The 15,197-nt window shown below is 72.2% G+C and carries 12 protein-coding genes; 8 read left to right on the forward strand and 4 right to left on the reverse strand.

Going from position 1 to position 15,197, the window contains the following annotated elements; translation table 11 throughout:
- Positions 1 to 290 precede the first annotated feature (290 nt).
- The 3 genes from OHA05_RS12270 to OHA05_RS12280 all read left to right on the forward strand — a co-directional run bounded on the left by OHA05_RS12270 (position 291) and on the right by OHA05_RS12280 (position 4,138).
- Positions 291 to 1,685 carry a hypothetical protein gene (locus OHA05_RS12270; protein WP_443043676.1) on the forward strand — a complete coding sequence of 465 codons (1,395 nt, stop codon included), beginning with the start codon at positions 291 to 293 and terminating at the stop codon, positions 1,683 to 1,685.
- A gap of 11 nt (positions 1,686 to 1,696) precedes the next feature.
- The gene (locus OHA05_RS12275; RefSeq protein WP_313946275.1) at positions 1,697 to 2,707 is read left to right on the forward strand and encodes a glutamate ABC transporter substrate-binding protein; all 1,011 of its coding nucleotides are present in this window, start codon (positions 1,697 to 1,699) and stop codon (positions 2,705 to 2,707) included.
- A 90-nt stretch (positions 2,708 to 2,797) separates the two neighbouring features.
- Positions 2,798 to 4,138 (forward strand): hypothetical protein, encoded by a 1,341-nt coding sequence (locus OHA05_RS12280; protein WP_328860582.1) that lies wholly within the window; start codon positions 2,798 to 2,800, stop codon positions 4,136 to 4,138.
- A 40-nt stretch (positions 4,139 to 4,178) separates the two neighbouring features.
- Here OHA05_RS12280 and OHA05_RS38230 read toward each other — a convergent pair whose 3' ends face one another.
- The gene (locus tag OHA05_RS38230) at positions 4,179 to 4,451 is read right to left on the reverse strand and encodes a hypothetical protein (RefSeq protein ID WP_443043677.1); all 273 of its coding nucleotides are present in this window, start codon (positions 4,449 to 4,451) and stop codon (positions 4,179 to 4,181) included.
- On the opposite strand from OHA05_RS38230, the gene OHA05_RS12285 reads away from it, so the two are divergent.
- The 4 genes from OHA05_RS12285 to OHA05_RS12300 all read left to right on the forward strand — a co-directional run bounded on the left by OHA05_RS12285 (position 4,429) and on the right by OHA05_RS12300 (position 11,202).
- Positions 4,429 to 6,825: a tetratricopeptide repeat protein gene (locus OHA05_RS12285; RefSeq protein WP_443043678.1), complete on the forward strand. Its 2,397-nt coding sequence runs from the start codon at positions 4,429 to 4,431 to the stop codon at positions 6,823 to 6,825. The genes OHA05_RS38230 and OHA05_RS12285 overlap by 23 nt on opposite strands.
- Before the next feature lie 3 nt (positions 6,826 to 6,828).
- The gene (locus OHA05_RS12290) at positions 6,829 to 8,244 is read left to right on the forward strand and encodes a PP2C family serine/threonine-protein phosphatase (RefSeq protein WP_443043679.1); all 1,416 of its coding nucleotides are present in this window, start codon (positions 6,829 to 6,831) and stop codon (positions 8,242 to 8,244) included.
- Positions 8,245 to 8,468: 224 nt separating this feature from the next.
- Entirely contained in the window at positions 8,469 to 9,827 is a 1,359-nt protein-coding gene (locus tag OHA05_RS12295) for a vWA domain-containing protein (RefSeq protein ID WP_328860584.1), read from the forward strand.
- Between the two features lie 61 nt (positions 9,828 to 9,888).
- On the forward strand, positions 9,889 to 11,202 hold the full coding sequence (locus OHA05_RS12300; protein WP_328860585.1) for an FHA domain-containing protein: 1,314 nt from the start codon (positions 9,889 to 9,891) through the stop codon (positions 11,200 to 11,202).
- Positions 11,203 to 11,209: 7 nt separating this feature from the next.
- On the opposite strand, the gene OHA05_RS12305 is transcribed toward OHA05_RS12300, so the two are convergent.
- Positions 11,210 to 12,211 carry a methyltransferase domain-containing protein gene (locus tag OHA05_RS12305; RefSeq protein ID WP_313946270.1) on the reverse strand — a complete coding sequence of 334 codons (1,002 nt, stop codon included), beginning with the start codon at positions 12,209 to 12,211 and terminating at the stop codon, positions 11,210 to 11,212.
- Positions 12,212 to 12,407: 196 nt separating this feature from the next.
- On the opposite strand from OHA05_RS12305, the gene OHA05_RS12310 reads away from it, so the two are divergent.
- Positions 12,408 to 12,812 (forward strand): globin, encoded by a 405-nt coding sequence (locus tag OHA05_RS12310; RefSeq protein WP_313946269.1) that lies wholly within the window; start codon positions 12,408 to 12,410, stop codon positions 12,810 to 12,812.
- Positions 12,813 to 12,832: 20 nt separating this feature from the next.
- On the opposite strand, the gene OHA05_RS12315 is transcribed toward OHA05_RS12310, so the two are convergent.
- Entirely contained in the window at positions 12,833 to 14,020 is a 1,188-nt protein-coding gene (locus OHA05_RS12315; protein ID WP_313946268.1) for an aromatic ring-hydroxylating oxygenase subunit alpha, read from the reverse strand.
- A 13-nt stretch (positions 14,021 to 14,033) separates the two neighbouring features.
- The gene (gene solA / locus OHA05_RS12320) at positions 14,034 to 15,188 is read right to left on the reverse strand and encodes an N-methyl-L-tryptophan oxidase (RefSeq protein ID WP_328860586.1); all 1,155 of its coding nucleotides are present in this window, start codon (positions 15,186 to 15,188) and stop codon (positions 14,034 to 14,036) included.
- Positions 15,189 to 15,197 lie beyond the last annotated feature (9 nt).

Below are 15,197 nucleotides of genomic sequence, written 5' to 3' on the forward strand. Positions count from 1 at the left end.
AGGGCGTGTCGCGCGCCCTGTGACGGTCCGTCGCCCGTCCCCTCCGGCACCTGTCCGAGGGGACGGGCGACGTCGCGTTTCCGGAGGCCGGCAGGCCCGCTCGGTGGGAACCGATCAAGGTCGTGAGGCGTATTCATGAGGAGAAGTCGGACACCGTACGGCTGTGAAGGAACAAGATCCAGTCAATCCTGCTGTGATTGTCAGTCACTGCGGCCATACTGCTGGCCAGGGGGACATCCCCTCAACCCGCCGGGGGGCGGGCCGACGTCAGCGACCGAGGGGGAGGTCACGTGACATACCCGCCGAATGTGCGCACCGCGCCCCAGTCGGCTCCGGCGTCCGCGCCCGCGCAGCCACCGGGCCGGCCCCCGGCGCAGCGCGGCGCTCTGGACGAGGCCAAGGACCGGCTGCGCACGGCGGCGACGACCGAGCCCGGACGGCTCCAGATCATCGGGGCCGTACTGGCCGCGCTGGTGGTCGTGTTCGGAGCGGTGACGGCCTTCGAGATCTCGGACCGGGCCGCCGCGGCCGATGCCGTCCTGAGCCGCAGCCAGCCGCTGAGCGCCGACGCGGCCTCCGTCTACCGCTCGCTGGCCGACGCGGACACCGCGGCCTCCAGCGGATTCCTCGCCGGCGCCGACAAGGAACCCCCCGGGGTCCGCGAGCGGTACGAGAAGGACATCGCCCTCGCCTCCAAGCTGCTCATCAAGGCCGCCACGAACACGGACAGCGACAGTGAGTCGGGCCGGCAGATAGCCACGCTGAACGAACAACTGCCGGTCTACACCGGCCGGATCGAGACGGCCCGCACCTACAACCGCCAGGGCCTCCCGCTCGGCGGCGCCTATCTGCGGTTCGCCAACGAGCAGATGACCAAGGTGCTGCTGCCCGCGGCGCAGAAGCTGTACGACGCGGAGACGGCCCGGCTCGACCGGGACGACGCCGACGCCCGCTACTGGCCGGTCCTCTCCCTCGTGCTCGGCGTCGCGGTGCTGGGCGGTCTCGTCTGGGCCCAGCGGCGCAACTACCGCCGGACGAACCGGGTGTTCAACCGCGGTCTGGTCGCCGCGACCGCCGCCTCCACCGTCGTCCTGCTGTGGCTCGCGGTCGGGCACACGGTGGCACGCGCGGAGCTGGGCGACGCGAGGGAGCACGGCCAGAAGTCCCTCAAGGTGCTGAACGACGCGCGGATCGACTCCCTGAAGGCCCGCGCCAACGAGAACCTCGTGCTGGTCGCCCGCGGCGCCGTGCTCACCGACGACGGCAAGAACGACAAGTACGAGACGGAGTTCAGCTCCGGGATGAAGGAGCTCGGCGCCGGGCTGGAAGCGGCGCGGAAGCTCGCGGACGACAAGGAGGGCCGCGACCCGGTCACGGTGGCCTCCAACAGCATGGACGAGTGGAAGAAGCGCCACGTCAGCGCCAGTTCGACCGACCGGTCCGGCGACTACGAGGGCGCGGTGGACAAGGTCATCGGCCCGAAGGCGTCCACCGGGGAGTGCTTCGACCTGGTCGACGACGCTCTGGCGACGGCCCTCGCGCACGAGCAGAGTGAGTTCACCCGGGCCGCCGAGGACGGGCGGGGCGCGCTGGGCGGACTGCCGATCGGTGCGGCGGTGCTGGCGGTGCTGGGAGCGGCGGGCGCCATTCTCGGCATCAACCGCAGGCTTTCGGAATACCGGTGAGAGGAGGCGTGATGACGGACACAAGGGCCGACAGGACCAAGCTCAGGTTCCGCGGCTGGGGCGGTGTCGCGGGCATGGCCGCCGCGTGCGCGGTGACCGCCGCCGTCACCCTGCTCCCGCTGTCCCACAGCGGAGATGCCGAGCTGTCGGGCCAGGGGACCGGCGCCGCGACCGCCGTGAAGGCGGACACCTGCACGACACCGGAGGCGTCCCTGCGCCCGTCCGCCGCGGACGGGCCGAACATCGCCGCGATCCGGGAGCGGGGCAAGCTGGTCGTCGGCGTCGACCAGAACAGCTACCGCTGGGGATACCGCAATCCGGCGAGCGGCTCCCTCGAAGGCTTCGACATCGACCTCGCCCACGCCATCGCCGAGGACATCCTCGGCAGCCGCGACGCCGTCATCTTCCGCGCCATCCCCACCAACCAGCGCATACCCGCGCTGAACAACGGCACGGTGGACATCGTCGTCCGCACGATGACGATCAACTGCGCCCGGATCAAGCAGGTCGCGTTCTCCACCGCCTACTTCCAGGCCGGCCAGCAGGTCCTCGCTTCCAAGGGGTCGGCCATCACCGGCTTCGACGAGTCGCTGAAGGGCAAGCGGGTCTGCTCCGCGGAGGGCTCGACGGCTTACGAGGCGCTGGAGAAGAACTCCTTCGGCGCCGTCTTCAAGGACCCCCACGACGAGCAGCCCACCGACGAGGACGTGCTCACCGTGCCCAACCAGCTCGACTGCCTCGTACGGCTCCAGGAGGGCCTGGTCGACGCGGTCGTCACGGACAACGCCCTGGCGGCGGGCCAGGCGGCGCAGGACCCGGCGGTCGAGCTCAAGGGCGGCAAGCCCTTCACCACCGAGTACTACGGCGTCGCCACCAAGCTCGGCAAGGACGATGTGGTCCGCCGGGTGAACCGCGTCCTGGACAACTACCGCCGGGGCCCCTGGACCGACGCCTACAACAAGTGGCTGGCGGCCGACCTGCCCGGGATAGCCGGGCCGCCCGCTCCCAAGTACCGCGGCTGAGCGGGGAGGGCCGGCTCCGCGGCAACGAGTCCGAGGAAGAACACGTCCTTCAGGGAGAACAATCCTCAAGGAAGAGCAGAGAGGTGATCGATGGGCGTCGCGGGACCGTTCCCCAGCTCCGCGGGTAGACCCCCTGGGCCGGCGATGGACCGGGACGAGGTCGACCGTGCCCTGGCGCGCCTCGGCGCGGAACACGAGGCGATCGAGACCTCGCTGCTCGCCCTTCAGGACCACGCCGGCCGCAGGCTCCTCGAAGGCGCCGAACTCACCGGCGTCACCAAGGACCGCTGGGCCTCCACCGAGCAGGCGATCGCCCTGCTGTGGGGCTACTTCGACGCGTACGCCGCCGCGCTGGAGGAGACCCGGGAGGTACGGGCCCGCCGGCGCTGGCCCAGCCGCGACGACCTCGTGGAGCTCACCGACCGGCTGCGCGGCCGCAGTGTCACCGTGGCGAGCCCGGCCACCCACACCGCGCCGACCCTCACCGGACCGGCCAAGCTGTCCGAGCAGTTCTCGCTCGAAGAGCTGGTCGCCCGGATGAACGAGCTGTACGCGAGTTCGCTGAACATGGTGGTGACGGCGGACTCCGTGTGGTCGGCGCTGCCCGCCCGGATAGATCTGCTCTCCGCCGAGCTCCAGCGCACCCGCTCCCTCGCCCACTCGGTGGGCGTGCGGCCGGGTGAGCACCCGGCCGGCGACGAGCTGGAGTCCATCACGCACGAGCTGTCCACGCTGCGCGCGCAGGTGATATCCGACCCGCTGGCGTTCTGGCGCCCGGCGCCCGGGAGTTCCGCCCCGGGCGGCGGCCGTCCCGACACCGACCGCTACGACCGCTCGGCCCGGGCCCTGGAGGACATCCGCCGGGAGATCGAGGCCGTGCTGCGGGTCCGGCAGGACTCCGAGGAGCGGCTGATCCGGCTGCGGGACGTCCTGTCGCGCGCCGACCGCACGCTGGCCGAGGCGCGCTCGGCCCGCGGCGAGGTGCTCGCGAAGATCGCCGCGACCGAGGTGCCCGCCGTCAGCGGCTCGCCGACCGCGCTCCAGGAGCGGCTGTCGACCGCGGCCGAGTACCGCAGGCACTCCCAGTGGAACCGCCTGTCGCCGCTGCTGGAGTCGCTGGAGCGCGAGGCGGAGGACGAACTGCTGCGCGCCCGTGAGTCGTTGACCGCCGTCACGGCGCCGCTCGCGGTCCGTGCGGAGCTGCGCGGCCGGCTGGACGCGTACAAGGCGAAGGTGGCCCGGCACGGGCTCGCGGAGGACAGGCTGCTCATCGAGCGGTACGACGCGGCCCGCCGGATGCTGTGGAGCGCGCCGTGCGATCTGCGCGTCGCCGGGCAGGCGGTGCTGCGCTACCAGCAGGCCGCGGCGGAAGCCCTGGCCAACCGGGAGCCCGGACCGTCCGGGCCCACCGACCGCAGGGGGGACGCGTGAGCGAGAACAAGAGCTGTCAGCGGCCCGGGTGTGAGGGCAGCTACGAGGACATGGGCGACGGCGAGCTGTACTGCGACACCTGCGGTCTCGCACCCGTCGTCTCGCCGAACGGCATGGTCTCCTCCCCGCCCACGGGCATCACGGGCGGCGGGGCCCGCGGCAGCAGTTCGGGCCGGAGCAGTTCGCGCTCCTCCCGTGCCTCCTCGCGCTCGTCGACCTCGCGCCGCTCGGTCTCGGGACGGCTGTCGCGGTCGCTGACCGGGTCGAGTACCTCCACGCGCTCGGTCTCGGTGCGCAGTTCGGGCACCGCCACGGGCCAGTCGGGGCGCAACCGCCTGGGCGCGGGCCTGGTCTCCGTCCCCGAGGTGCCGCGTCCCGACCCGCGCTCCGCGGTGATGGAGAACCCCGAGGTCCCCGAGCGCAAGCGGTACTGCTCCCGCTCCGACTGCGGCGCGCCGGTGGGGCGTGCGCGTGGCGAACGCCCGGGGCGCACGGAAGGGTTCTGCACCAAGTGCGGTCACCCGTACTCCTTCGTGCCCAAGCTCGCCGAGGGCGACATCGTGCACGGCCAGTACGAGGTGGCCGGCTGTCTCGCGCACGGCGGCCTGGGCTGGGTCTACCTCGCGGTGGACCGGGCCGTCTCCGACCGCTGGGTGGTGCTCAAGGGTCTGCTGGACACCGGCGACCAGGACGCCATGGCCGCTGCCATCTCCGAGCGCCGCTTCCTCGCCGAGATCGAGCACTCCAACATCGTCCGCATCTACAACTTCGTGGAACACCTCGACCAGCGGACCGGCTCCCTCGACGGCTACATCGTCATGGAGTACGTGGGCGGCAAGTCCCTCAAGGAGATCGCGAACGAGCGTCGCGGCCCCGCGGGCAAGCGGGACCCGCTGCCGGTGGAGCAGGCGTGTGCGTACGGCATCGAGGCGCTGGAGGCGCTCGGCCATCTGCACAGCCGTAATCTGCTCTACTGCGACTTCAAGGTCGACAACGCCATCCAGCAGCAGGACCAGCTCAAGCTCATCGACATGGGCGCGGTCCGGCGGATGGACGACGACGAGTCCGCGATCTACGGCACCGTCGGCTACCAGGCCCCCGAAGTCGCCGAGGTCGGCCCGTCGGTGGCGTCCGACCTCTACACCGTCGCACGCACCCTCGCCGTCCTGACGTTCGACTTCCAGGGCTATACGAACGTCTTCGTGGACTCCCTGCCGGACCCGGACAACATCCAGGTCTTCCAGACGTACGAGTCGTTCTACCGGCTGCTCGTCCGGGCGACGGACCCGGATCCCGCGCGCCGGTTCTCCTCGGCGCAGGAGATGGCGGAGCAGCTGACGGGCGTGCTCCGGGAGGTCGTGGCACTGCAGACGGGCCGTCCGCGGCCCTCGCTCTCCACGCTGTTCGGTCCCGAACTGCGCGTCACGGACACCGGGTTGTTCGCCGAGATGACGGACGACGTGTCGACGCTCGGCGCCCGGCGGCCCCCTGCCAAGCGCTCCCGCAGGGCGACGCCCGTCGAGGCCAGGATTCCGCACCAGGCGGCCCCCGCGGCCCTCGGTGCTCCTGCCGCACCGCCCCTGCCCGGAGCGCCGGGTGCGCCGGGTGTGGCCGGTGCGCCGGGTGTGGCCGGTGCGCCGGGTGTCCCGCCCATGCCGGGCGCTCAGGCCGTGCCGGGAGGTCCCGGCCTGCAGTCGCCCGCGCCTCTCACGCTCGCGCCGCATCTGGCCGCGCTCGACGCCCGGGCGACAGCCCTGGCGCTGCCCGTGCCGCGGGTCGACCCGAACGACCCCAACGCGGGCTTCCTCGCGGGTCTGATGGCCTCCGCGCCCGCCGAGCTGATCGCCGCGCTCCAGTCCGCACCGGCACCCTCCCCCGAGACGCGGCTGCGCGAGCTGCGCGCCCGGCTGGAGATGGGCGAGCTGGACTCGGCGACCAGGGCGCTGGAGAACCTGGAGAGCGCGCACCCCGACGACTGGCGCGTCGTCTGGTACCGCGGACTCACTTCCCTGGTGACCGGGGACCGTGAGGTGGCGGCGCTCTCCTTCGACGCCGTCTACGACGCGTTCCCGGGCGAGCCCGCCCCGAAGCTGGCGCTCGGGGTGTGTGCGGAGGTTCTCGGTCAACTGGACAACGCCGCCGAGTACTACCGCCTCGTGTGGACGACCGACCCGAGCTATGTGAGCGCCGCGTTCGGGCTCGCCCGCGTCCAGCTCGCCGCAGGTGACAGGCCCGGCGCCGTGCGGACCCTGGAGTCGGTGCCGGAGGCATCGATCCACTACACGGCCGCCCGGGTCGCCGCCGTACGGGCGAGGCTGCGGCGACGCGCCGCGCACGAACCTCTCATCGGCGACCTGTCCGCGGCTGCCGCGCAGGTGGACGCCCTGAAGGAGTTCGGTCTGGACCCCGTGCGCCGGGAGCAGTTGTCCACGGAAGTACTCGGCACGGCGCTCGACTGGGTACTCTCCGGTAGTCCCGGAGTCCCGCCGTCCGTACCGGACGCGTCGAGCGCACCGCGGCCCGGTGGAGCACCGGCCGCACTGCTCGGCAGCGAACTGGACGAGCGCGGCCTGCGCTTCGGGCTGGAACGCTCCTACCGGGTGCTCGCCCGGCTCGCCCAGCGCGGCGAGGAGCGGATGGACTTGGTGGAGCGCGCCAACCGCTTCCGCCCCCGGACGTGGGTGTGATTGATGTCGTCGCAGATGCACGAGCCTGCCGCGGGGTCGTCCTGCCCCAGCTGCGCCGAGCCGCTGGAGGAGGGTGACCGTTTCTGCGGTGCGTGCGGGTACGACCTGTCCGCGGACCCGGTGATGCCGGGCTCCGACCGCCCGACGCTCGCCATCGGTTCCCCGGCCGTCTGGCCGGCGGCCACCGGCACGGACACCGCGGGCACGCCCGCCCCCGTCCACCTGCCCGGCGATCTGCCGGGCACGGACTCGGGCGGCGGCGAGCTGCCCGTGTCCGGCGGATCGGGTCAACTGCCCGCCTCGGCCGTCCGGTACGACGGGCCACCGGCGGCCCGCGCCGTTGCCGCGGGCCCTCCCGGTGCGTCCGCCGCATCCGGTGGCTCCTCCGGGGACTTCGAGCTTCCCGCGCCCGAGGCCGCCCCTCGCGAGGCCGCCGCCCCCGACCCGCGAGCGGCAGCTCCCGTCACCCCCGCGGCCGGCACCAAGCTCTGTGTGGCCTGCCGGGCAGGCCGTGTCGACGACGACGGTTACTGCGAGAACTGTGGTCACGCCCAGCCCCGCGAGCGCGACCACATGGAGGAGGAGCTCGGCTCCGTCGCCGCGGTCAGCGACCGCGGGCTGCGCCACCACCGCAACGAAGACGCGTTCGCGGTGTCGTCGACCGCGCTGCCGGACGGGTCGCCGGCCGTGGTCGCGATCGTCTGCGACGGCGTGTCCTCGGCGACGCGCCCCGACGAGGCGTCACTGGCCGCCTCGAGCGCCGCCAACGATCTGCTGCTGGAAAGCCTGCCGCGCGGTACGCAGCCGCAGCAGGCGATGCACGAGGCCATCGTCGCCGCGTCCGAGGCGGTCAACTCCCTTGCCGCCCAGAACGCTCAGGGCGAGGCGATGGAGCACGACCCGCACCGCCACCAGAACGCCCCCGCCTGCACGATCGTCGGCGCGATCTCCGCCGGCGGTCTGCTGGTCGTCGGCTGGGTCGGCGACAGCCGCGCCTACTGGGTGCCCGACGACCGCACGGGTCCGGCCGCGCGGCTCACCGAGGACGACTCGTGGGCGGCCCAGATGGTCGCGGCCGGCCTGATGAACGAGGAACAGGCGTACGCGGACGAGCGGGCCCATGCCATCACGGGCTGGCTCGGCGCCGACGCGTACGAACTGGAGCCGCACACCGCCGCGTTCAAGCCGGACCGTTCCGGTGTGGTCGTGGTCTGCACGGACGGCCTGTGGAACTACGCCGAGGGCGCCGACGAGATGGCCCGGGCCGTGCCGGCCGACGCCGCGGACCGGCCGCTGCACAGCGCGCAGGTTCTGGTCGGGCATGCCCTCGACGGCGGGGGCCACGACAACGTAACAGTGGCGGTCCTGCCGTTCACCGTCCCGCCGCAAGGGGCAGGATCGGCCTACAACACGGCCTGAAAACCGATTTGTCCGGCGAGTCACCCTCACCGGCCCCCACACCTTGCGCCACCAGCACGCCTTTTCGACACCAGCACGCGTTTCGAGACCGCCACGCCTCACGACACCGCTACGCCGCTCGACCAGCACGTCACGTGACAAGTACGTCACTCGTCCGCCAGGTCACTCGTCCCGTACGTCACATGACCAGCTCTCCCGAGTGGAGCCCTCAAGGAGCCGATCAGATGGCCGTTTTCTCCAAGTCCCAAGTGCCGCAGTTCTCCGTCGAGGTGTACCAGAACGAGTACCTGCCCGAGGGCGGCCGGGAGGTGAACGCCATCGTGACCGTCACCTCCACCGGTGGCGGCACCAGCGGCGGGGCTCCGCTGACCGGTGCTTCGACGACACCGTCCGCCATACCCGCGCGGGCGCCGGGCGCAGCCGTCGCGATCATGGTCGACTGCTCCGGCTCGATGGACTACCCGCCGACCAAGATGCGCAACGCCCGTGACGCCACGGCCGCCGCGATCGACACCCTGCGCGACGGGGTGGAGTTCTCGGTGATCGCCGGTACGCATCTGGCGAAGGAGGTCTACCCGGGCAACGGGCGGCTCGCGGTGGCCGATCCGCAGACCCGCGCCCAGGCCAAGGACGCCCTGCGGCGGCTGGCCGCGGGCGGCGGCACCGCGATCGGCACCTGGCTGCGGCTGGCGGACCGCCTGCTGTCCACCTCGGAGAGCGGAATCCGGCACGGCATCCTGCTGACCGACGGCCGCAACGAGCACGAGTCGCCCGAGGATCTGCGGGCCGCCCTGGACTCCGTGGCGGGCCGCTTCACGTGCGACGCCCGCGGTGTCGGCACCGACTGGGAGGTGAAGGAGGTCACCGGTATCGCCTCCGCGCTGCTCGGCACCGCCGACATCGTCGCCGACCCGGCCCATCTGGCAGCGGACTTCACCAGCATGATGGAGAACGCGATGGGCAAGGAGGTCGCGGACGTCGCCCTGCGGCTGTGGACCCCCGTCGGCGTCGAGATCCGGTTCGTCAAGCAGGTGGCGCCCACCGTCGAGGACCTGACCGCCCGGCGCACCGAGGCGGGTCCGCGGGCGGGCGACTATCCGACCGGCTCGTGGGGCGACGAGTCCCGCGACTACCACGTGTGTGTCCAGGTGCCGCAGGCCGGCATCGGCCAGGAGATGCTCGCCGCCCGCGCCTCCCTCATTATTCCGTCGACGGACGGGGGCGCTCCGCAGGTGCTGTCCCAGGGGCTGGTCCGGGCGGTGTGGACCGACGACATGGCGGCATCGACCTCGATCAACCCGCAGGTGGCGCACTACACGGGCCAGGCGGAACTGGCACAGGTCATCCAACAGGGTCTGGATGCCCGCAAGTCGGGTGATTTCGACGGCGCCACGGCCAAGCTGGGACGTGCGGTGCAGCTCGCGTCGGCGTCCGGGAACGCGGACACCGCGAAACTGCTTGCGAAGGTGGTGGACGTGGTCGATGCGGCGACAGGTACTGTGCGACTGAAGGCGAAGGTTGCGGAAGCCGACGAAATGACCCTCGAAACACGCTCCACCAAGACGGTGCGTGTGAAGAAGTAGTCGGCGACAGCACCGAAAACGACACGGCCCGCGGGCCGGACGGAGAGGGGGAAGGGCCGACATGCCGACCTGCCCGAACGGACACCAGTCGGGTTCCGACGACTGGTGCGAGGTCTGTGGCCACCGCATGGCCGGCCCCGGCGCCCCCGCAGGCGCCGTGCCGCCTCCTCCGCCGCCCTCCTACGGCTACCCGGGCCCGGGCGATCCGAACGCCACCGCCCAGGCCGAGCTCTGCCCGCAGTGCCGCACCCCGCGCGAGGCCATGGCCCCGTTCTGCGAGGAGTGCCGGTACAACTTCCTGACCCACACGGCGACGTCGTACACACCGCTCGCACCGGCCCCGCAGCCCCCCGGGCTGAACCTGCCGGCCGGCTTCACCAACCAGCCGTCCCCGCCCGCGCCGCCGCAGGGCCGCGGCGGTCCGGGTCCCGGTCAGCACGACCCGTACGACTACCAGAGCTCCCGGCCGTCGCAGATGAACCGGGCCGCCGAGCCGCTGATGAACGAGCCGCCGGGGCAGCACCAGCCGCCCCAGGGCTTCCAGCAGCCCGGGCCGCCGCCCCCGCCCCCGCCGTCGTTCCAGCAGCCCGGGCCCCCGCCTCCGCCGTCATTCCAGCAGCAGGGGCCGGGTCAGCAGCAGGGACCGGGCGGGCAGGCACCCGGCATGCCGGGACCCGGAGACGGGCAGCAGGGACCGCCGCCTCCGCCGTACCAGCAGCAGTCCACGCCCCCGGCGCCGCCGCGGCCTCAGCACGGCGACGCGGGTGACGACTGGATGCTGCCGCCGCCCGCCCAGCCCCAGGCCCCCCAGGCGCAGGCGGCCGGGACGCAGACTCCGCAGGCACCGCCGCAGCAGTTCCAGCAGCAGTCCGTGCCCCAGCAGCCGGCGCAGCCGCTGTATCCGCAGCAGGGCGGGCCCCAGGGCACTCAGCCCGGTCCCGCACAGCAGCCCCCGCAGTACGGGACGCCCGCCGGGTGGACGGTCGTCGTCGCGCCGGACCGCGAGTACTTCATGGCGATGATGCAGCGCAGCGGCCCGGACGCCACCGGTCTCAATCTGCCCGCGTACTCCCCCGAGCAGCAGCTGCCGCTGTCGGGCAACCAGGTCACCATCGGCCGCCGCCGGCACTCCACCGGCGAGGCGCCGGACATCGATCTCTCGGTGCCGCCGGAGGACCCGGGCGTCTCGCACCAGCACGCCGTGCTCGTGCAGCAGCCCGACGGCTCGTGGGCGGTCGTCGACCAGAACTCCACCAACGGCACCACGCTGAACGGCGCCGAGGACCCGATCCAGCCCTATGTGCCGGTCCCGCTGAACGACGGCGACCGCGTCCACGTCGGAGCCTGGACCACGATCACCGTCCGCCGCGGCTAGAGAGGCGCTAGGCGGGCGGCGCGGTCTGCCGCGCCGGCCCCAGCGGCCAGGCGTACGGCCCTTCCGGGTCGTCCAGCCAGGCCCACTGATGGTCTCCGCTCACCGTGACGCCGAAGCGCTCGCGCTGCGGGCGCCGCTCGCGTTCCCACAGCGACAGGGCCTCGTGCGGGTCGAGGCTGCCCGCGGTCAGGGTGAGCAGGAACCGGAAGAGGTCGTTCTCGATCACACGGCGGGGCAGTCCCCCGATGTGCCCCTCCGCCGCGGCGTCGCTGCCGCGCAGGGGAACGAAGTACGCGGACGTCCGCAGGAAATGACCTTCGGCGCTGCGGGTGGGGCCGTCGTCGCTCACCCGTAGCGCGATCAGGCCCGTGGAGAGCGGGGCGAGGATCCGTGCGCCCGGCCGGCACTGGGGCAGCCAGTCGAAGGGCACGGACGGCAGGGTGCAGGTCGCGATGATGCGGTCGAAGGGCGCGCGCTCGGGACAGCCGCGGGCTCCGTCGCCGGTGACGACGGTGGGGTGGTAGCCGGCGGCGGCCAGATGCCTGCAAGCGGATTCGGTGATCTCCGGCTCCACGTCGACGGTGGTCACCCGGTCCTCACCGAGCCGGTGGGAGAGCAGCGCCGCGTTGTAGCCGGTGCCGGCACCGATCTCCAGGACGGTGTTGCCGTCCTCGACCCGGAGCTCGTCGAGCATGCGCGCCATGAGGGAGGGCTGGCTGCTGGAGGAGATCAGTTCACCGTCCCGTACCCGGGTGGCCAGCGGCATGTCGTAGTAGGCCCCGCGCAGCCACCGCTCACGCCGGGCCCGGTCGGGGTCCAGGCACCACATCCGCTCATAGGTGCCGCCCCGGCCGATGAAGTAGTACGGCACGAACACATGCCGCGGGACCTCCTCGAACGCCGCCCGCCAGGCGGGATCGCCAAGACCGCCCTCGTGCACGATCGCCCGCACCAGCGCATCGCGCGCCTCGGCGGCGGGCCCGGCATCGGGCTCCAGGTGCGTTCCCATATGTCCACTCTCCTGCGCCACGGCCGCCGTGGCGAGCGCCCGGCGGGGGCGGAGGCCCCGGGCGTGACCGGAAACCGGGCGACTCCCCGGCGCCGAAATCCTGTCGGGAGTGCCGTCGGGAGGCCTGTGGGAAGGCCCGTCGGAAGGAAGTCCTAGGGCCTGGGTCCTCGGTCGGGGTGTCTGAGACCATGGAGGCGTGAATGAGATTCCGCGCGGCACGCTTCAGGAGCAGACCTTCTACGAGCAGGTCGGCGGCGAGGAGACCTTCCGGCGCCTCGTCCACCTCTTCTACCAGGGCGTGGCCGGCGATCCGCTGCTGCGGCCGATGTACCCGGAGGAGGATCTGGGTCCGGCCGAGGAACGGCTCACGCTCTTCCTGATCCAGTACTGGGGCGGGCCGCGTACCTACAGCGACAACCGCGGTCACCCGCGGCTGCGGATGCGGCACGCACCGTTCGCGGTCGACCGGGCCGCGCACGACGCCTGGCTGAAGCACATGCGCGCGGCCGTCGACGGGCTGGGGCTGGCCCCGGAGCACGAGCGGCAGCTGTGGGACTACCTCGTCTATGCCGCCGCCTCCATGGTGAACACCGCCGAGTAGGGCCCACCCCACAGAACGCTCTAGCTGCCGAGCCTCTCCGTCACCCAGCTGTGGAAGTCGCCGATGTGGTGCTCGCTGGGCACCAGTACCCCGCCCGTGCGGTAGGCGCGTGAGTCCATCGCCGGCTGGGTGCGCTCGCAGGCGGCGAAGTCCTGCGCATTGACCCGGTGGAAGAGCTCCACCGAACGGGAGATGTCCGCGCCGGAGGCGAGGACCTCGGGCGTGTAGAGCCAGTCGCACTCGACGACCGTACGGTCATGGCTCATCGGGAACATCCGGTGCACGATCACATGGTCGGGCACCAGATTGACGAAGACCTGCGGCTTCACGGTGACGGCGTAGTAGCGGCGGTCCTGTTCCTCGGCGAGGCCCGGCAGCCGGCCGAAGCCCTCGCTGCCGTCGACGGTGAAGCCCCGGGCACCCTCGGAGAAGGCCGCGCCGTGGCCGACGTAGTACTGGGCGGCATATCCGCGCGCGAACTCCGGCAGGACGTAGGTCAGTTCGGGGTGGATGGTGGCGCAGTGGTAGCACTCCATGAAGTTCTCGACGATCAGTTTCCAGTTGGCCTTCACGTCGTAGCTGACGCGCTTGCCGAGGGCGAGATCTCCCGTGCGGTAGCGCTCGATGGCGGCGACCTCACCGAGGCGTTCGACCGCCGCGCCGACCACGCTGTCCTCGAACGACGGTGGCTCGTCGGCCAGACAGACCCAGGCGTAGCCGAGCCATTCGCGCAGGGCGACGGGGCGCAGCCCGTACGCGCTGCGGTCCACATCGGGCATCTTCACGAGGTTGGGGGCGGCGACGAGCGCGCCGTCGAGGTCGTAGCTCCATGCGTGGTACGGGCAGCGCAGCGTACGCCGTACCTCGCCGGACTCCTCGGTGCACAGGCGTGCCCCGCGGTGCCGGCAGACGTTGAGGAACGCACGTGGTTCGCCTGCCCTGTTACGGGTGACCAGCACGTTCTCGCGGCCGACCTGGACCGTGCGGAACGCGCCGGGGCGTGCGAGGTCCGCGGAGCGCACGGCGCAGAACCAGAGCGATTCGAAGATCTTCTCCTGCTCCCGGGCGAAGATCTCGGGGCTGGTGTAGTGGTGTCCGGGCAGGGTGGCGAGCAGGCTCGGCGGCTGCGATGCCGCGGTCTGCTGGTGCGGTGCCGCGGTCTGCGGGTGCGCGGTCTGCGAGAGCGGCGTGGCCGGCGTCATGGTCATCAGGTCGTCTCCATCAGGCGGGCGCGGTCGCGATGCGGCCGGGGTCGAAGAGCTCGATGGGGTGGTGCGTGGTGCCGTCCAGCGCCAGGTCGGCCAGGATCTCGCCGACCACGGGCACGAACTTGAAGCCGTGCCCGGAGAATCCGCAGGCGACGGTGACGGCATCCGCGTGGGACGGATGCCGGGCGATGACGAAGTGCTCATCGGGCGTGGTGGAGTACATGCAGGTGACGGCTTTGAGGAAGGTGCCGGGCAGCGTGGGCAGCCGGGGCGCCAACTGGGCTGCCATCGCCCGTACTTCGTGGTCGTGGACGGTGCGGTCGATGGTCTCGGGGGTGCACGGGGTGCCTTTGCGGAAGAAGGCGACCTTCGCCCCGCCGTCGGGTCCGTCGATGGCCGGGAAGCCGTAGACCTGGACCCCCGCGGTGTCCTCCCAGATGTAGACGGGATGGCGTTCGGGCAGATAGGGGCCGGTGCCGCCGTCCGGCCGGAACCAGTACATGATCTGCCGCTCGATGCTGAACGGCACCCGCAGATCGGTGAGCAGCCGCGGCGCCCAGGCTCCGGGGCAGATGACGAGGTGGCCCGCGGTGTAGGTGTCCTCGGCGGTGTGGACGCGCACTCCGTCGCGGTACGGCTCCCAGCGGGTGACCGGCTCCTCGAACCGCAGCTCGGCGCCGTCGCGGGTGGCCAGCTGGAGGTGGGCGGCGACGGTGTTCTCGGGCCGCAGCAGTCCGGCGCGCGCCTCGTACAGGGCGACCTCGTCGTCGGCGGGGGTCAGCGTCGGGAATCGGCGGTGCAGTTCCTTCGCGTCCAGCATCTCGTGCGGCAGGTCCCACTGCTGGGCGGAGCGCAGCGATCCGGCGACGGTTCGCGACTCGGGCCGGCCGACCATCACGCCGCCGCACAGGGTCGCCACGTCGCGGCCCGTGTCCCGCTCCAGTTGCTCGTACAGCTCGTAGGCGCGCAGCAGCAGCGGGACGTAGGCCGGGTCCTCGAAGTAGGACTGACGGGTGACGCGGGATCCGCCGTGGCTGGACCCCCGGCTGTGCACCGGACCGAACTTCTCCAGTCCCAGCACACGGACCCCCCGGGCGGCGAGATGGGCGGCGGCCGCGCTGCCCATCCCTCCGAGGCCGAGGACGATCACGTCGTACGCGGGTGCCATGCGTGTCCC

The organism is Streptomyces sp. NBC_00306 (genome assembly GCF_036169555.1).
GTDB lineage: Bacteria > Actinomycetota > Actinomycetes > Streptomycetales > Streptomycetaceae > Streptomyces > Streptomyces achmelvichensis.